Annotated in this window: 16 protein-coding genes; 3 read left to right on the top strand and 13 right to left on the bottom strand. The window is 73.5% G+C overall.

Going from position 1 to position 17,019, the window contains the following annotated elements; genetic code table 11:
* Positions 1-2: 2 nt before the first annotated feature.
* The 3 genes from RY076_RS11060 to RY076_RS11050 form a co-directional block, all read right to left on the bottom strand.
* Entirely contained in the window at positions 3-389 is a 387-nt protein-coding gene (locus RY076_RS11060; RefSeq protein WP_323097730.1) for a VOC family protein, read from the bottom strand.
* A 90-nt stretch (positions 390-479) separates the two neighbouring features.
* A complete protein-coding gene (locus tag RY076_RS11055; protein WP_323097728.1) occupies positions 480-1,694 on the bottom strand; it encodes a cytochrome P450 in 1,215 nt (404 codons plus the stop codon).
* On the bottom strand, positions 1,691-3,055 hold the full coding sequence (locus tag RY076_RS11050) for an MFS transporter (RefSeq protein ID WP_323097727.1): 1,365 nt from the start codon (positions 3,053-3,055) through the stop codon (positions 1,691-1,693). The genes RY076_RS11055 and RY076_RS11050 overlap by 4 nt, the downstream gene beginning before the upstream one ends.
* Positions 3,056-3,183: 128 nt before the next feature.
* On the opposite strand from RY076_RS11050, the gene RY076_RS11045 reads away from it, so the two are divergent.
* Entirely contained in the window at positions 3,184-4,386 is a 1,203-nt protein-coding gene (locus RY076_RS11045; RefSeq protein ID WP_323097726.1) for an NADH-quinone oxidoreductase subunit D, read from the top strand.
* Between the two features lie 8 nt (positions 4,387-4,394).
* Positions 4,395-4,658, top strand: a complete 264-nt coding sequence (locus RY076_RS11040) for a hypothetical protein (protein WP_323097725.1) — start codon at positions 4,395-4,397, stop codon at positions 4,656-4,658.
* Between the two features lie 10 nt (positions 4,659-4,668).
* Here the strand turns inward: RY076_RS11040 and RY076_RS11035 are convergent, their stop codons facing one another.
* The 6 genes from RY076_RS11035 to ftsH form a co-directional block, all read right to left on the bottom strand.
* Positions 4,669-5,610, bottom strand: a complete 942-nt coding sequence (locus RY076_RS11035; RefSeq protein WP_323097724.1) for a hypothetical protein — start codon at positions 5,608-5,610, stop codon at positions 4,669-4,671.
* A gap of 137 nt (positions 5,611-5,747) precedes the next feature.
* Complete coding sequence (locus tag RY076_RS11030) at positions 5,748-6,257, bottom strand: DUF3180 domain-containing protein (protein ID WP_323097723.1); 510 nt, start codon at positions 6,255-6,257, stop codon at positions 5,748-5,750.
* A complete protein-coding gene (gene folK, locus RY076_RS11025; protein ID WP_323097722.1) occupies positions 6,254-7,162 on the bottom strand; it encodes a 2-amino-4-hydroxy-6-hydroxymethyldihydropteridine diphosphokinase in 909 nt (302 codons plus the stop codon). Before folK ends, RY076_RS11030 begins: the two co-directional genes overlap by 4 nt.
* Positions 7,162-7,983 (bottom strand): dihydropteroate synthase, encoded by an 822-nt coding sequence (folP, locus tag RY076_RS11020; RefSeq protein ID WP_323098276.1) that lies wholly within the window; start codon positions 7,981-7,983, stop codon positions 7,162-7,164. The genes folK and folP overlap by 1 nt, the downstream gene beginning before the upstream one ends.
* A 74-nt stretch (positions 7,984-8,057) precedes the next feature.
* Complete coding sequence (gene folE, locus RY076_RS11015) at positions 8,058-8,630, bottom strand: GTP cyclohydrolase I FolE (protein ID WP_323097720.1); 573 nt, start codon at positions 8,628-8,630, stop codon at positions 8,058-8,060.
* A 3-nt stretch (positions 8,631-8,633) separates the two neighbouring features.
* The gene (gene ftsH, locus RY076_RS11010) at positions 8,634-10,739 is read right to left on the bottom strand and encodes an ATP-dependent zinc metalloprotease FtsH (protein WP_323097719.1); all 2,106 of its coding nucleotides are present in this window, start codon (positions 10,737-10,739) and stop codon (positions 8,634-8,636) included.
* 355 nt (positions 10,740-11,094) lie between these two features.
* On the opposite strand from ftsH, the gene RY076_RS11005 reads away from it, so the two are divergent.
* Entirely contained in the window at positions 11,095-13,194 is a 2,100-nt protein-coding gene (locus tag RY076_RS11005; RefSeq protein ID WP_323097718.1) for a translation factor GTPase family protein, read from the top strand.
* A 21-nt stretch (positions 13,195-13,215) separates the two neighbouring features.
* Here the strand turns inward: RY076_RS11005 and RY076_RS11000 are convergent, their stop codons facing one another.
* From RY076_RS11000 to RY076_RS10985, 4 genes are all read right to left on the bottom strand, one after another.
* Complete coding sequence (locus RY076_RS11000) at positions 13,216-14,055, bottom strand: DUF1028 domain-containing protein (RefSeq protein ID WP_323097717.1); 840 nt, start codon at positions 14,053-14,055, stop codon at positions 13,216-13,218.
* A gap of 41 nt (positions 14,056-14,096) precedes the next feature.
* Positions 14,097-14,648, bottom strand: coding sequence for a hypoxanthine phosphoribosyltransferase (hpt, locus tag RY076_RS10995; RefSeq protein WP_323097716.1), 552 nt, complete (start codon positions 14,646-14,648; stop codon positions 14,097-14,099).
* A gap of 141 nt (positions 14,649-14,789) precedes the next feature.
* The gene (gene tilS / locus RY076_RS10990) at positions 14,790-15,779 is read right to left on the bottom strand and encodes a tRNA lysidine(34) synthetase TilS (RefSeq protein ID WP_413785768.1); all 990 of its coding nucleotides are present in this window, start codon (positions 15,777-15,779) and stop codon (positions 14,790-14,792) included.
* Positions 15,780-15,800: 21 nt separating this feature from the next.
* Positions 15,801-16,919: a zinc-dependent metalloprotease gene (locus RY076_RS10985; RefSeq protein WP_323097714.1), complete on the bottom strand. Its 1,119-nt coding sequence runs from the start codon at positions 16,917-16,919 to the stop codon at positions 15,801-15,803.
* Between the last annotated feature and the right edge of the window lie 100 nt (positions 16,920-17,019).

Here is a 17,019-nt window from a genome sequence, read left to right as displayed (position 1 = left end):
CCTCAGGCCTCGGGCTGGTGCACGAACCACCGGTGCCCGAACGGGTCGTGGAAGACGGCGACCCGGCCGAGCCCCGGATTGTCCTCGGGCCCCCGGTCGATCGTCGCCCCGGCGTCGCGAGCCGATGCGGCCACCGCGTCGCAGTCGGCCACGGTCAGGTGCAGCGACACCGCGTTGCCCCGCGTGCGGTCCGGGGGCGCGACGCCCGCCGACTCGAAGGCGTCGGACATCATCCAGCGCGCGCCGTCGACCTCGAGCTCGCAGTGTCCGACGTGACCGTCGTCCATGACGATCGGGTCGACGCTGACGCGTGCACCGAGCACGCGGCCGTACCACTCGATCGCCGCGCGGGAGTCCTCGACGCAGATGTACGGGGTCAGCTCGCTCACAGGGGCTCCTCCTCGGTCGGTCCCCCCAGTCGACCACGTGGGCCTCGGGATCGGGGGCCGAGCACCCGACCGATCACCGGCGAGCGTCGATCAGCCCTGACCGGCGCGTTCGACGACGAGCCGCTCGTAGCCGCGCAGCACGAACGTCGGACGCCGGTGCTCCTCGACGACGCGGACCGGGCCCAGGCGTCGGAGCAGGGCGCGCACCGAGATCTGCAGCTCCATCCGGGCCAGCGGGGCGCCGAGGCAGAAGTGGATGCCGGCGCCGAAGGCCAGATGCGGGTTGGGGTCGCGCGAGGCGTCGAAACGGTCGGGGTCGGCGAAGACGGCGGGGTCCCGGTTCGCCGCACCGAGCAGCGCCGCGACCTTCTGACCCTCGCGGATCGTCACGCCGTGCAGCTCGACGTCGGCGGTTGCGGTGCGCTCGAACAGGTGCAGCGGGGAGTCGTGGCGCAGCATCTCCTCGACGAGCTGGGCGACCGACGCGTCGTCGTCGAGCGAGCCGATGGCCGCCGCCACCTGCTCGGGGTCGGCCAGCAGGGACGCGAGGCCGTTGCCGAAGCCGTTGACGCTGGCCTCGTGGCCGGCGTTGAGCAGAAGGACGACCGTGGCGACGAGCTCGCGGCGCGAGAGCCGGTCGCCGCCGTCGCGCTCCTCGACGAGCGCCGTGAGCAGGTCGTCGCCCGGGTGCTCGGCCCGCTCGGCCGCGAGCGCCTCGACGTACGCGGCGAACTCGGTGCAGGCCCGTTGCGCTTCGGCCTGCGCCTCGGCCGACGGCGCCACCTCGTACATCCGGACGATGGCCTGCGACCAGTCGCGCAGCCGCTTCCAGTCGGACGTCGGCGCCCCGAGCAGCTCGCAGATGACGAGAACCGGCAGCGGCTCGGCGTAGGACTCGATGACGTCGACGCGACCGTCGGCGTCGAGCCGTGCCTCCAGCCCGTCGAGCAGCTCGCCCGCGATCTGCTCGACGCGCGGCCGCAGCCGCTCGATGTGCCCGCGGTTGAAGGCGCCGGCCACGAGTCGCCGAAGCCGGGTGTGCTTCGGCGGCTCCGAGTCGAGGATGGAGTCGGCGTGCAACCAGTCGAACACCGTCCACGGGTCGTCGTCGGCGACGGCGCGCGGGCGGAAGATGCGCCCGAGACGTCGGTCGCGCAGCACGTCGTTGGCGGCGGCGTGGGTCGTGGTCAGCCACAGGCCCAGGCCCTCGTGCCGGACGATCGGCGCCTCGGTCCGCAGCTGCGCGAGCGTCGGGTACGGGTCGGCGACGAACGCCTCGTCGGACAGGTCGAGGGACTGGCTCACGAAGCCACTGTGCCTGACGGCAGCGCCTCGCGGGAGGTGGGGGTCATCAGGTGGCGCTGAGCCAGTCGCGCGGCCGGGTGGATCCCGACGACGGCGAGCACGACGACGCCGCCGATGACGGCCCACCCCGGACCGCCCCACTCCATGGCCAGGTAGGTGTAGGCCGCGGGCGCCCACACGTTGCCGACGGTCTGCCCGAGCCGGCCGGCGCCCTGGTACTCGCCACGGCGCTCGGGGTCGGACAGCTCGGCAGTCAGGCCCCAGTCGGAGGCGGACTGGAACAGCTCGGCGCCGGTGACGGTGACGTGCCCGACCCAGACGAGCACGACGGTGACCCAGCCGACGGTGTCGTGGGTGACGGCGACGATGGCGCACGACGCGACGAAGAACACTCCTGACACGCGGCTCGCCCGCAGGGCGCCGGGCACGGTGTCGGCCCCGCGCGCGGCCGCGACCTGCAGCAGCACGGCGAGGACGGTGTTGGTGCCGAAGAGCCACGCGAGCAGCACCCGCGGGGCGTCGGTCTCCTCGACGAGCCACAGCGGGATGACGACGTTGAGCAGCACCTGGTTGGTCGACAGGACGCCCTGGCACAGCTTCGTCAGCAGGAACCCGACGTTGCGCAGCGCTCCACCACGCCCCGACGCGTCCGGCGCGTCGGAGGTGTCGGCGACGCCGGCGGCGTCGCCGGTGCCCGGCACCCCCGCGACCTCGGCGGCCCCGGGCTGCTCGAGCGCCTCCTCGACCTCGAGCGGGACCGTGCCGGCGCCGCCCTGGACGGCGTCGGGCAGCCGGGTGATGAGCAGCGCGTTGACGCCCAGGATGGCCGCCGTGAGCAGGGGCACGGCCGTGATGACGGCGTCGCTGCCCGTGGCGAGCGCCACCCCGCCGAGCAGGGCCCCGAGCGTGAAGCCGATGTTGAGGGCGCTGCGCATGAAGGCGAGCGAGCGGACCCGCTCCTCACGCGTGAACACGTCGAGCGTGTACGCGCCGCGGCCGGCTCCCGCGGCGGCGCCGATCAGCTCGATGACGGTGATGACGGCGACGTAGGCGGCGAACCCGTGGATGACCGGGTAGGCGAGGTAGACGAGCGCCTCGAGCAGGGCACCGAGCGCCCAGACCCGCTTGGGGCCGAACCGGTCGGCGGCCCGGCCGAGGGGCAGCGCGAGGCAGAAGGTGATGACCCCCGCGATGGTGAGACCGAGGCCGACCTGCGCGGCGCTCAGCCCGACGATGTGGGTGAAGAAGACGGCGTTGCCGGTGAGGAAGACTCCCTCGCCGACCGCGAAGAGGATCGACTGCGCGCTGAGGCGGCGGGCCAGCGGGCTCGGCGGGAGAAGTCGTGCAAGGCGGTCGCGCACCGGAGCATCAGACCACAGGGCGCCGACGGTGGGCGCGTCCTTTTCGCCCGACTTCGGTGCGGGGTCGACGCACGGCCGGCGCCGCCCCCACGGCCGCCGGTCCCGCCCGGCACGGCATACTCGGGCACATGGCCCCCGCGTCCGACGCCCCCGGCACGACCACGGCCCCGACGCGCCGCCAGGCCCTGACCGTCGGTGTCGGGGCCGGTGGCCTCGCGACCGCCGACATGGTCCTCAACATCGGCCCGCAGCACCCTGCCACGCACGGCGTCCTGCGGCTGCGCATCGTCGTCGACGGCGAGCGGATCGTCACGGCCGAGCCGATCATCGGCTACATGCACCGCGGCGCCGAGAAGCTCTTCGAGGTGCGCGACTACCGCCAGATCATCGTGCTGGCCAACCGCCACGACTGGCTCTCGGCGTTCTCCAACGAGCTGGGCGTCGTGCTCGGCGTCGAGCACATGCTCGGCATGGAGGTGCCCGAGCGTGCCGTCTGGGCCCGCACCCTCCTCGCCGAGCTGAACCGGGTGCTCAACCACCTGATGTTCCTCGGCTCCTACCCCCTCGAGCTCGGCGCCATCACGCCGGTCTTCCACGCGTTCCGCGAGCGCGAGGAGCTGCAGGCGGTCATGGAGGAGGTGTCGGGCGGGCGGATGCACTTCATGTTCAACCGCGTCGGCGGCCTCAAGGAGGACCTCCCTGCAGGCTGGCTCGGCCGCGCCGGTCACGCCGTCGACAGCGTCCGCCGCCGGCTGCCCGCGCTCGAGCGGCTCGTCGTCGGCAACGAGATCCTCGAGGGCCGCACCCGCGGTGTCGGGGTGCTGCCGCGGGAGACGGCCCTCGCCTACGGGGTCTCCGGGCCGATCGCCCGCGCGAGCGGCGTCGACGTCGACCTGCGCCGCGACACCCCCTACCTCGCCTACGGCGAGCTCTTCGGCGAGGGCGGCCCCGGCCGCGTCGTCACCCGCACCGCGGGCGACTGCCTGGCCCGGCTCGAGGTGCTCCTCGAGCAGGTGCACGTGTCGCTCGACCTCGCCGAGGCCTGCCTCGACCGGCTCGTCGCACTGCCGCAGGGGCCGATCAACGTCAAGCTGCCCAAGGTGCTCAAGGTGCCGGAGGGGCAGGTCTACTGCGCCACCGAGAACCCGCTCGGGTTCAACGGCTACTACCTCGTGTCCCGCGGCGAGAAGACGCCGTGGCGGCTCAAGCTGCGCTCGGCCTCGTTCAACAACGTCTCGGTGCTGGCCGAGATGCTGCCGGGCCAGCTCATCGCCGACATGGTCGCCATCCTCGGCTCGATGTTCTTCGTCGTCGGCGACGTGGACAAGTGAGGGGACGCGTGGGCGGCAGGACGGGTCGACGCGTCGGGCGTGACACGTGGCTACGCGCCGCTGCCGTGGCCGTCATCACGGCGTCGGTGACGCTCGCGGCCGCATGCTCCGACGAGGACACCGTCGACACCATCCCGCCGCCGTGGCCGGCACGCACGACGACGCCCGACGGGCCGCCCGGGCCCCCACGCACGAGCGCGACGACGACCTCGACGATCACGCCCGTCTCCCCCACGACGACGCGGCCGCCCGTCCTGTCGACGGCCCGCTGACGCGGCGGCGTCAGTACGACGGGACCCCGACGTACCGGGGTGTCCCGGTCACGGCGTCGATGACCGGTCGGTCCCCGAGCGGGCTCGAGAGCCGGACCGTAGCCGGTGTCATCAGGCCGACCCCGGTGCAGACGCTACCCGCGGGCGGCTCGTCGTAGGATCCGCCGACGACCACGAGGTCATGGCCCTCGACCACGTTGACGTGCGGGTCGACCTCGCACTCCCCGTGGAAGATCGTCACCTCGAGGGTCTCCCCGTCGACCGCCCTGAGGAGACTGACGCTCAGCAGCCCGCCGGGCGGGTCGCCGAGGCCGGGAGGTGCGGACGGCCGTGGCGCGGGAGCGAGGACGTCCGGTGCGGTCGCCACGACGAGCGGGTGCCGCGCCAGTCCGCGCACCGTCAGCTCCCAGGCGGGGACCGTCGCGGCGCCGCCGTCGGTCGTGACCTGCGCCTGGGACAGGCGCGCGGCGGTCACCTCGAGCCGGCAGCGGTCGGCGGGCACCGAGTCTCCGCACGTGCCGCTGGCATCCGCGAACGCCCGCTCCAGGGCGGCCCGGACGCCGATGGTTCCGACTCGCCGGGTCCCACCTCCGGGCAGCGTCATCGTCGCGGCCGGCTCGCGGTCCGGCGCCACCGAGTCGGCCACCTCGACGCGCCCTGCTCCCCAGGCCTCCTTCTGGTCCACGGTGTCGAAGGCCGCCTCCGCGTCCCACGGCGACACGAGGAGCAGCCCCGTCGGCCTCGAGGGCAGCCCGGCCTGTCGGACGGCCGCGGCGACGTCGTTCGCGCGCTCCCGGAACCGCTCCGGCGCCGGGGCCACCGACAGGGTCGTGGGTCCGTCTACCGAAAGGTCGCCAGGGCCGACGCCCGACACCGTCGGCGAACCGCACGCGGCGAGGACCAGCGCAGTCACGACGGAGACGGCGCCGCACACGGTCCGGGGTGCTCCCATGACCGAAGGACACCACGGAAGCCGGCATCGTTGCACCCCGACGCACCGAATCCCTCGATCGTGCAGCGCCCACCCGTCGCCGCTGTGTCACTGCTCAGTGAGAGTGAGCAGTGACGCAGGGTGCGTGGCCGAGCGGGTCAGGCGCCGGGGTCGCGGCCGTTGCGCGGGTCGCGGCCGTTGCGGGGCTCGTCGTCCTCGTCACCCGGACGCAGTCGGCACCAACGCTGCACCAGCATCCCGGCGGCGCACAGGAGCAGGGCGACGACGACGTGCGCGACGAACGGCCAGATGCGGTCGCGCTGGGACTGGACGTCGGCGTCGGGCAGCAGCACGAGCACGTTGGCGACGTACCAGCCGACGAGGGCGGCTCCGGTGAGCGCGCCCGCCTGTCCGAGCACGAGGGTGCGGGCCGCGCGCAACGGCGTCACGTGCGGCTGGGCGAGGCCGTCGCGGACCTTGCGCACCTGCCAGCCGGCCACGACGAGACCGCCCGCGAGGAAGAGCATCGCTGCGAGGCCGAACCACCCGGGGTCCGGCAGCCCGTGGCCCCCGCCGGCGACCGAGCGCAGCCCGAGCCAGGCCAGGACCGTGACGACGAGCCCGGTCAGCACGAGGGCGGTGGCGCGGATGCCGGCGTGAGGTCTCACTGGTGCTCCCATCCGGGCCCGGGACGTACGCCGGACCGGTCGAGGTCGTGGACGAGGTCGGCGACGCTCCGGACGCCGACGCCGACGCCGCCCTGCCCGTCGGAGCCGTCGGCCACGCGCAGCGTCGCGCGGGGGTCGGCGTCGAGCCAGGGCACGAGGACGAAGGCGCGCTCGTGCGCGCGGGGGTGCGGCAGCGTCAGCGCGGGAACGTCGATGATGACCTCGCGGCGCCCGCCGGGCGTGCCGTACTGGACGAGGTCGAGGTCGAGGGTCCTTGCGCCCCAACGGACCTCGCGGGTGCGCCCGTGGTCGGCCTCGATGCGGTGGAGCTCTGCGAGCAGGTCGGCGGGGGCGAGCGTCGAGCGCCCGACGGCCACGGCGTTGAGGTACTCGGGCTGCTCCGGCCCGCCGACGGGGTCGGTGGCCACGATGCCCGACACGGCGGTCAGCGTCAGACCCGGCAGGGCTCGCAGGGCGGCGACGGCGTCGGCGAGCGTCTGCCCACGGTCGCCGAGGTTCGTGCCGAGCGCGACGACCACGTGCGCGGCGTTCGCGCGCTCGAGGCGCACCTGGACGTCGGTGAACGGGTGCCCGACCGGCGCCTCCGGCTTGTGCACCACGACCTCGACGGAGTCGACGAGGTCGTGGCGCAGCGCGTCGTCGGCGATGACCTCGGCCAGCCGCTCGATGAGGTCGAAGGAGGGCCCGGTGACGCGGGCCATGACGTCGCCGGCCACCTCGGCGTAGTTGACGGTGGCGGTGAGCTCGTCGGTGCGTCCGGCACGTTCGAGGTCGAGCGTCATCGTCACGTCGACGACGAACGTCTGTCCGTCGCGCTTCTCGAAGTCCAGGACTCCGTGGTTCCCGCGGGCCGTGACGCCCTGCAGCACGATCCGGTCGGGCATCAGTCGACGTCCTCGGGGTCGGCGGGGGCGTGGTCGAGCGCCGCCTGCACGACGGCCAGGGCGCGCACCGTCGAGGCGACGTCGTGCACGCGCACGCACCAGAGCCCGGCCATGGCGGCCATGACGGACGTGGCGGTGGTCTCGACATCACGTTCGGCCGCCGGGCGCGGGGCCTCGTCGGCGCCGCGTCCGAGCCGGCCGAGGAACGTCTTGCGCGACGCGCCGAGCAGCACCGGATGGCCCAGGCCGTGCAGCACCGGCAGCGCCGCCATGAGGGCCCAGTTGTGCTCGGCGGTCTTGGCGAACCCGAGACCCGGGTCGAGCACGAGCCGTTCGGGCGCGATGCCGGCCTCGAGCAGCTCGTCGCGTCGGGCCGAGAGCTCGTCGAGCACCTCACCGACGACGTTGGTGTACACGGCCCGCGACTGCATCTGGGTGCTGTGGCCACGCCAGTGCATCGCGACGAACGGCCAGCCTGCCCCTGCCACGAGCGGCACCATGTCGGGGTCGGCGAGCCCGCCGGACACGTCGTTGACGATGGTGGCCCCGGCGTCGACGGCCGCGGCGGCCACCTGGGCACGCATCGTGTCGACGGACACGACGGCACCGCGGCTGCTCAGCGCCTCGATGACGGGCACGACGCGTCGCAGCTCCTCGGCCACCGACGGACGCTCGGCGCCGGGACGCGTCGACTCGCCCCCGACGTCGACGACATCGGCGCCGGCCGCGAGCACCTCGAGCCCGTGCGCGATCGCCGCGTCGGGCTCGAACCACTCGCCGCCGTCGGAGAAGGAGTCGGGCGTGACGTTGACGACCCCCATGACGAGGGTGCGGTCGGTGACGGCCAGCAGCTCCTCGGCGGGACTGCCCTCGCCCGGGCGGGAGAAGGTGCCGGTCACTTGTTGCCCTCGAGCATGAGCGCCATGGCCTCTGCTCGAGTGGCCGGGTTGCGCAGCTGGCCGCGGACGGCCGAGGTGATCGTCGAGGCACCCGGCTTGCGGATGCCGCGCATCGACATGCAGAGGTGCTCGGCCTGGATGACGACGATGACGCCGCGCACCGAGAGGTGCTCGACGAGGGAGTCGGCGATCTGCGAGGTCAGCCGCTCCTGCACCTGGGGGCGCCGGGCGAAGACCTCGACGAGCCGGGCCAGCTTCGACAGCCCGGTCACCCGCCCGTCCTTGTCGGGGATGTACCCGACGTGCGCGACGCCGTGGAACGGCACGAGGTGGTGCTCGCACGTGCTGTAGAGCTCGATGTCGCGGACGATGACGAGCTCTTCGTGGTCGATGGAGAACGTCGTGCCCAAGACCCCCTCGGCCGTCTGGTCGAGGCCGGCGAAGATCTCGGCGTAGGCCCGGGCGACACGGCCCGGCGTGTCGCGCAGGCCCTCCCGCTCCGGGTCCTCACCGACGGCGATGAGCAGCTCGCGAACCGCCGCCTCGGCGCGCGCGTGGTCGACCGCCACCCGTCAGCCCTTCTCGTGGGGGTTGACCGGACGGTCGTCCGGCACCTCGATGACCTCCTGGGCCGGGTGCTCCTCGGCGAGCGGGTGCGCACCGACGGACGCGGCCTCGTCGATCTTCTCCTCGAGCGCGCGGTCGGGGGCGACCGGCGGCGGGAGGTGGCCGTTCTGGCCCGAGCCGTTCTGCGAGGCAGCGATCTCGGCGGGCGTGAGGACCGGCGGACGGTCACCCGGCACGCGCGTCTGCGAGGACAGCCACGTCGGACGCTCGGGCACCCGCACGACCGCCTTGAACATCTCGGCGAGCTCGGCCTGGTTGAGCGTCTCCTTCTCGAGCAGCTCGAGGACGAGGTGGTCGAGGACGTCACGGTTCTGGTTGATCGCCTCGTAGGCCTCGTCGTGGGCCGCCTCGATGAGCTTGCGGACCTCCTCGTCGACGACGCTGGCGACACGCTCGGAGTAGTCGCGCTCGTGGCCCATGTCGCGGCCGAGGAAGACCTCGCCGTTGGACTGGCCGAGCTTGATGGCGCCGACGCGCTCGCTCATGCCGAACTCGGTGACCATCTTGCGGGCCATGCCGGTGGCCTTCTCGATGTCGTTGCTCGCGCCGGTCGTCGGCTCGTGGAAGACGATCTCCTCGGCGACGCGGCCGCCCAGCGCGTACGAGAGCTGGTCGAGGATCTCGTTGCGGGTCGTCGAGTACTTGTCGTCGACGGGCATGACCATCGTGTAGCCGAGCGCACGGCCGCGCGGCAGGATCGTCACCTTCGTGACCGGGTCGGTGTGGTTGAGCGACGCGGCGACGAGGGCGTGGCCGCCCTCGTGGTAGGCCGTGATCTTGCGCTCCTTGGCCGACATGATGCGGGTGCGCTTCTGCGGGCCGGCGATGACGCGGTCGATGGCCTCGTCGAGGGACGAGTTGTCGATGACCTTCTTGTCGCTGCGCGCGGTGAGCAGCGCGGCCTCGTTGAGGACGTTGGCGAGGTCGGCACCGGTGAAGCCGGGCGTGCGGCGGGCGACGGCGAGCAGGTCGACGTCGGAGGCCATCGGCTTGCCCTGGCCGTGCACCTCGAGGATGCGGTGGCGGCCGATCATGTCGGGCGAGTCGACGGCGATCTGGCGGTCGAAGCGGCCGGGACGCAGCAGGGCCGGGTCGAGGATGTCGGGGCGGTTGGTCGCCGCGATGAGGATGACGTTGGTCTTGACGTCGAAGCCGTCCATCTCGACGAGCAGCTGGTTGAGGGTCTGCTCACGCTCGTCGTGACCACCGCCGAGGCCGGCGCCGCGGTGGCGACCGACGGCGTCGATCTCGTCGACGAAGACGATGGCCGGGGCGTTGGCCTTGGCCTGCTCGAAGAGGTCGCGGACGCGGCTCGCACCGACACCGACGAACATCTCGACGAAGTCCGAGCCGGAGATCGAGTAGAACGGCACCCCGGCCTCGCCGGCGACGGCGCGCGCGAGGAGCGTCTTGCCCGTACCGGGCTGGCCGTAGAGCAGGACGCCCTTGGGGATCTTGGCGCCGACGGCGAGGAACTTGGCCGGCTCCTGGAGGAACTCCTTGATCTCCTGGAGCTCCTCGATGGCCTCGTCGCAGCCGGCGACGTCGGCGAAGGTGACCTTCGGGGTGTCCTTCGTGGCGAGCTTGGCGCGCGACTTGCCGAACTGCATGACGCGGTTGCCGCCGCCCTGCATCTGGCCCATGAGGAACCAGAAGATCGCGAGGATCACGATGATCGGCAGGATCGAGAACAGCAGCGAGCCGAACCAGCTCTGCTGCTCGATGTAGTCGTCGGTGCCCTGGGGCGGGGCCTTGGCGTCGAGCGCCTTGACGACGTCGGTCGCGCGAGCGTCGACGTAGTAGGCGTAGACCGACGTGGCGTCCTTCACCGACCCGTCGGGCGACGTGTACGGCTTGGCGAGCGTCAGCTCCATCCGCTCGTTGTTGATGAGCTTGGCCGACGTGACGTTGCCACTCGTGATCTGCTTCATCGCCTCGGAGGTGTCGATCCGCGGCGGGCCGGACTGCGAGAACATCATGCCGAAGACGAGCGCGCTGACGAGGACCAAGATCCACAACAGTGGGGTGCGCAGAATCCGCTTAGCGTCCATGTACGTGCGGGGCTGGGCAGCCCCGGTCCTCCTGCTCGTCCGGTGAGTTCGTCCTCCGGCACAACGTCCGGCGAACTACCAGTGTTCCGCATCCGGCCGGTGCCTGACCAACCAGCCCGTACCCGTTCGCGCCGCACGGGCAAAACCGGTTGCCGGCCGCCCCCGCGGCTTGCTCCACTGGTGGGGCCGCCCGACGGGCGGGACGCACCACGAGCACCACGAGCCATGCACCACGAGCCATGCACCACGAGCAGGGAGGAGAGCGGGATGCGCCGCTGCTTCATGTCACCCGAGCAGGTCACCCACACCTACGCACCGGACATGGAGCACCTTGGACACCCCACCCACCTCACGGGTGCGCACGCGCACCACCAACCTCGGGATCCTCGCCCACGTTGACGCGGGCAAGACGAGCCTGACCGAACGCCTCCTGCTGCACGCCGGCGTCATCGCCGAGCTCGGCAGCGTCGACGCCGGCAGCACCCGCACCGACACCCTCGCGCTCGAGCGCGCCCGCGGCATCACCATCAAGGCCGCGGTCGTCTCCTTCGAGCTGGCCGACCCGCTCGCGCCGGGTGCGTCCCTGACGGTCAACCTCGTCGACACGCCCGGCCACTCGGACTTCATCGCCGAGGTCGAGCGCTCGCTCGCGGTCCTCGACGGCGCCGTCCTCGTCGTGTCGGCGGTCGAGGGCGTGCAGGCCCAGACGCGCGTCCTCTGGCGGGCGCTGCGGCGCCTGCGCATCCCCACGGTCCTGTTCGTCAACAAGATCGACCGCGCGGGAGCGTGCACCGACGCCGTGCTGCGCCAGGTGACCGACCGGCTCGGCGTGACACCCGTGCCACTGTCGCGGGCCGTCGACGAGGGCACGCGGGTCGCGTCGGTCGTGCCGGACGGGTTGGCGGCCCTCGGCCTCGCCCGCGACGACCGCTCGGGCGCCCCCGGCGACCGCAGCCTCACCGAGCGGCTCGTCGAGGCCCTCTCCGACGTCGACGACGCCCTCGTCGCCGACTGGCTGGACCGCCCGGGCGCGGTCGACGCCGCCCGGCTCCGCGCAGCCCTCGACGCCCAGACCGCGGCGGGACGCGCATGCCCCCTGCTGGTCGGGTCGGCGATCACCGGGGCCGGCGTCGAGGACCTCGCGGCAGCCCTGCCGCGGCTCCTCCCGGCGAGCACGCCGGACGCCGATGCTGCCCTGGCCGGCACCGTGTTCGCCGTCCAGCGCGGCCCGGCGGGCGAGAAGGTGGCGCTCGTCGACGTGACGTCGGGCTCGCTCGCCGTCCGCGACCGCGTCCTCGTCCACGACGGGCGGGCGCTCGAGGCCGGCCGGAGCGTCGCGCCGGCCGAGCAGCGGGTCACCGGTCTTGACGTGCACGTCGACGGCGGCGTCCGGCGCACCGGACGCGTGCCGGCGGGCCGCATCGCCCGTGTCGTCGGCCTCGAACGCGCTCGCATCGGCGACCTCGTGGGCGACGCCCGTATCGCCCGCCCGCTCGTGCACGAGTTCTCGCCGCCGACGCTCGAGACCGTCGTCGAGCCGGCCGACGCGTCGGACCCCGGCGCTCGCTCGGCGCTGCACACCGCGCTGACGCGTCTGGCCGAGCAGGACCCGCTCATCGACCTGCGCCACGACGAGCTGCGCGGCGAGACCCACGTCTCGCTCTACGGCGAGGTGCAGAAGGAGGTCATCGGCGCGACGCTCGAGGCCGAGCACGGCGTCGTGGCGACGTTCAGCACGACGAGCGTCATCTGCCGCGAGCGCGTCGTGGGGTCGGGCGCCGCGCACGAGCTCATCGGCGTCGCGCCCAACCCGTTCCTCGCCACCGTCGGACTGCGCATCGACCCGGCCCCGGCCGGCACCGGCGTCCGGTTCGCCCTCGAGGTCGAGCTCGGGTCGATGCCGCCCGCGTTCTTCACCGCGGTCGAGGAGACGGTGCACGCGACGCTCGGTCAGGGCCTGCGCGGCTGGCCGGTCACCGACTGCGTCGTGACGATGACGCACTCGGGATACTGGCCGCGGCAGAGCCACATGCACCAGAAGTTCGACAAGTCGATGAGCAGCACCGCGGGCGACTTCCGCACCCTGACCCCGCTCGTGCTCATGGTCGCGCTGCGCCGGGCGGGCACGACGGTCGAGGAGCCGTTCCACCGCTTCGACCTCGAGGTGCCGAGCGAGGTGATCGGCGCGACGCTGACGATGTTCGCGCACGTGCGGGCGACGCCGGACGAGACGACGGTGCTCGGGCCCGTGACCCGGCTGCGGGGCGAGGTGCCGGCCGAGAGCCTGCACGAGCTGCAGCAGCGGGTGCCGGGCCTCACGAGCGGGCTCGGAGATCTCGCGACGGTCTTCGACGGCTACCGCCCGGTGACCGGCGCCCCACCCGGGCGCTCCCGCACCGACCACGACCCGCTGCACCGGCGCGAGTACCTGCTCCGCGTCGCCGGCAAGCTGTGAGCGGGCGTCAGGTCGAACGGGTCAGGCGGTGGCGGCGCGCAGGGCCTCGAGAACCCGGCGGTCGATCCCGTCGGGGCTGAGCCGGGCCTCGTAGTTGGCGTTGCCGGCCCAGTCGGCGAGGGCGGTGGGCAGGTCGGGCGCGCCGCCGTCGCCGACGGGGTGCCCGGCCCGGGCGAGCCGGTCGGCGACCTCGTCGGCGAGGGGCCCGGTGAGCGCCTGGACGTCCTCGGGCCGGCCGAAGTACATCTCCCACTCGTCGAGGAGCCGGCCGAGCTCGGTGACGGGGTCGGCGTGGTCGTCGACGCGCAGGTCGGCGAGGACGCCGGACGCGTCGTAGCCGGTGCCGGGCTCGACGGCGTACATCGCGGCGCTCTGCCGGCCGCGGGAGTCGCCGCCCGCGGCGTCGCCGGCGACGAGCGCCGCGAGGAGGCGCCGGGCCAGTCCCTGCCCGGCCGAGTCGTGCCAGGCCTGCTCCATCGCGGCGACGACCTCCGGCCCGGTGAGGATGTTGCCCTGGATCGCGTACGCGGTGTCGCCGTCGTCGCGGGCAACGCCGCCGGCCCACGGGTTGCACTCGCGGCCGGTGAACGTCGCGGCGCTCGCGACCCCGACGACCCCGACCTGACGCGTCTCGCGGCCCTCGTCGAGCGCGGTGGCCTCGTCGAGCGCCGACGCGGCGTCCTCCCCGGCGCCGAGGCGCGCGAGCAGCTCGCCGAGGTAGGCGACGCGGGCGTAGGACTGGGTGGCGACGGCTCCGGTACCGAGGCGCGCACCGGGCACGACGGCGCCGACCGCGAGGAACTTGCTCGCGACGGCGACGCCGTAGGCCTCACCCTGCCGGGCGACGATCGAGAAGGTCATGGCGTCGGGCCTCCGCAGGTCTCGGGCGGTCTCGGGTGCGCTCAGGCGTAGACGTGCGGGGCCAGGGTGCCGACGCAGCGCAGGTTGCGGTACCTCTCGGCGTAGTCGAGGCCGTAGCCGACGACGAACTCGTTGGGGATGTCGAAGCCGACGTACTTGACCGGGATGTCGACCTTGACGACGTCGGGCTTGCGCAGCAGCGTGCAGATCTCGACCGAGGCCGGGTTGCGCGACTCGAGGTTCGACTTGATCCACGAGAGCGTCAGGCCCGAGTCGATGATGTCCTCGACGATGAGCACGTGCCGGCCGGTGATGTCGGTGTCGAGGTCCTTGAGGATCCGCACGACGCCCGAGGACTTGGTGCCGGAGCCGTACGACGACACGGCCATCCAGTCCATCGGCGCGGTGCCGGGCAGGGCGCGCATGAGGTCGGCCATGACGACGACCGCACCCTTGAGGACGCCGACGAGCAGGAACTCCTTGCCCTCGTAGTCCTTCCAGATCTCGGCTGCGAGCTCGGCGAGACGGGCCTGGATCTGCTCCTCGGTGTAGAGGACCTGGGCCAGGTCGTCGCCCATGTGCTCGTGGTCCACGGGGGCTCCTTCGCGGGGTGGTGCGGTGGGCGCACGGACGTGCGGACCCATTCAACAGCAGCGGGGCCGATGCGTCGCCCCCCACCCCGGCGGCGGCTCGGGAAGCTCGGCAGGCTCGGCCGCTGCGACCGACCAGCCGGCTCAGCCGGTGGGGTCGAGGACGGTGAAGCGGATGGCGCCGCGCTCGCGCGCCACGGCGATGCCGCCGGGCACGTGGAGCGGGCCCTGGCCGTGCCAGGAGGTGAGCAGCGCGTCGAGGGACTCGACGTGGGCGGCGCTGACGTCGGCGAGCGGGGCACCGGCCTCGGCGGCGAGCAGCCGCCAGACGCGGGTGCGCAGGGCCCGCGGCAGGGCCGAGAGCGCTTCGAGGTCGACGCCTCCCCCGGGCGCCTCGGGCAGCCCCGCGCGGGCTTGGCGGGCGAGCGTCTCGAGGTAGTCGGCGTCCTCGCGCAGCAGGTCGGCACTGCGGGCCAGGGCCGCGCCGAAACCGGGCCCGAGCTCGGCCTCGAGGGTGGCGAGCAGGCGCCGGGCGCGGACGCGGCGGAAGGTGTCGTCGGCGTTCTGGGGGTCGTCCCACGGCTCGATGCCGTACGCGGCGCACGCGGCGAGCGTCGTGGCGCGCGGCAGCGACAGCAGCGGTCGCACGAAGCGTCCGCGACGCGTCGGCATGCCGCTGAGCGAGCGCGCACCCGACCCGCGGGACAGGCCCAGCAGGACCTGCTCGGCCTGGTCGTCGCGGGTGTGGCCGATGAGCACGACGTCGGCACCGACGCGCCCGGCGACCTGCTCGAAGGCGGCGTAGCGCGCGGTGCGGGCGTCGGCCTCGAGGCCCGACCCGGAGGTACGCACGTCGACGCGCACGACCTCCACGGGGTCCAGGCCCATCCCGAGGCACAGCTCGGCGGCGCCGTCGGCGACGCCGTCGGAGCCGTCCTGCAGGCCGTGGTCGACGACGACGGCACCGGCCCGCATCCCCGCCCGCGGCGCCTCGAATGCGAGGGCGCCGGCGAGCGCGACGGAGTCGGTTCCGCCCGAGCAGGCGACGAGCACGAGGGCGCCGGGCGGGAGGTCGAGCAGGTGCTCGCGCACGGCGAGGCGGGTGGCGGCGACGGCGGGGTCGGGACCGGGCATGTCGGTGGCGGCTCCCATTCCTCAGCCGTGGACCCGCCGCACCCAGGCGGCGGGGTCGACGATCTCGGCGGCGCGAGGCAGCGTGTCGGGCGAGGACCACACGGCGTTGAAGCCGTCGCGGCCCACCTGGTCGGTGACGGCCCGGACGAACACGGCGCCGTCGCGGTACTGCCGCATCTTCGCCTCGAGGCCGAGCAGGCGCCGCAGGATGCGGTCGATGCCGACCGATCCCTGGCGGCGCTCGTCGAACTTGCGGCGGATGTCGCCGACGCTCGGGATGACCTTCGGTCCCACGTCGTCCATGACGACGTCGGCGTGGCCCTCGAGCAGCGACATGACCGCGGTCAGCTCGGCGATCCTGGCGCGCTGCTCGGGCGTGGCGAGGATCTGGGCGATGCCCTCCCCCGAGCTCAGCACGTCGGGGAGGTTCTTCGTCAGCGCCTCGAGGCGGCGGCTGAGGTCCTCCGGCGTCGGGGCGAGGTCGACGGCGAGGCCCTGCGACTCGCGCACGAGGTGCTCGCGCAGCCACGGGACGGCGGTGAACTGCACCCGGTGGGTCTCCTCGTGCATGGCGACCCAGCGGCGGAAGTCGGTGGGGTCGACGCCGAGGCGTCGCTCCGTGGCGACGATGTTCGGGGCCACGAGCAACAGGCGCGGCGTGCCGCCGGGCGCGAGGTCGTACTGGCCGAGCACCTTGGTGGCGAGGAAGGCGAGCAGGCCGCCCATCTCGGCGCCGGTGACCTTGCCGCCGATCGCGGCGGTCGCCGCGGGCATCTTCTTCTTCGCCACGAGCTTGTCGACGACCGGCTCGAGCATGGCCCGGAAGGAGTCGACGTTCGCGCTGATCCAGCCGATGCGGTCGACGACGAGGGGCGGGGGCGCGTCGTCGGGTGCGACGAGGCCGCTCGTCGAGGCAACGGGCTCCACGGCCGACGCGGCGGCCGCGCGCAGGTCGGCGACGATGGTCGCCGCCTCGGCGGGCGTGACCTGCGGGCCCGCGGCGACGACGGCGCGTCCGGTGCGCTTGGCGAACTCGTAGTCGACGTACTGGGTGGCGGACGCGTCGGTGCCACCCCCTGGGACGCCGGGACCCCCGTTCGTCGCTCCGCCCGTGGCGCTGTTGACGGTCGTGTCGGTCATCGCGGCCCTTCCGGTTCGTGACGGCTCTCGTGACGTCTCGGTCACCGGCCCAGTCGGGCCGCGCGGGTGCGGTCGTCGGTGCTCGACGCAGTCGATGACA

This window comes from Intrasporangium zincisolvens (genome assembly GCF_034724055.1).
Taxonomy (GTDB): Bacteria; Actinomycetota; Actinomycetes; order Actinomycetales; family Dermatophilaceae; genus Monashia; species Monashia zincisolvens.
This window is presented reverse-complemented; position numbering and strand designations above follow the sequence as displayed.

What these genes read in the sequence shown, in the direction of transcription:
- RY076_RS10985 (WP_323097714.1), bottom strand. Translation starts at nt 16,919, where the DNA reads ATGACCGACACGACCGTCAACAGCGCCACGGGCGGAGCGACGAACGGG.
- RY076_RS11000 (WP_323097717.1), bottom strand. Translation starts at nt 14,055, where the DNA reads ATGACCTTCTCGATCGTCGCCCGGCAGGGTGAGGCCTACGGCGTCGCC.
- ftsH (WP_323097719.1), bottom strand. Translation starts at nt 10,739, where the DNA reads ATGGACGCTAAGCGGATTCTGCGCACCCCACTGTTGTGGATCTTGGTC.
- folK (WP_323097722.1), bottom strand. Translation starts at nt 7,162, where the DNA reads ATGCCCGACCGGATCGTGCTGCAGGGCGTCACGGCCCGCGGGAACCAC.
- RY076_RS11035 (WP_323097724.1), bottom strand. Translation starts at nt 5,610, where the DNA reads ATGGGAGCACCCCGGACCGTGTGCGGCGCCGTCTCCGTCGTGACTGCG.
- tilS (WP_413785768.1), bottom strand. Translation starts at nt 15,779, where the DNA reads ATGCCCGGTCCCGACCCCGCCGTCGCCGCCACCCGCCTCGCCGTGCGC.
- RY076_RS11045 (WP_323097726.1), top strand. Translation starts at nt 3,184, where the DNA reads ATGGCCCCCGCGTCCGACGCCCCCGGCACGACCACGGCCCCGACGCGC.
- folP (WP_323098276.1), bottom strand. Translation starts at nt 7,983, where the DNA reads ATGGGGGTCGTCAACGTCACGCCCGACTCCTTCTCCGACGGCGGCGAG.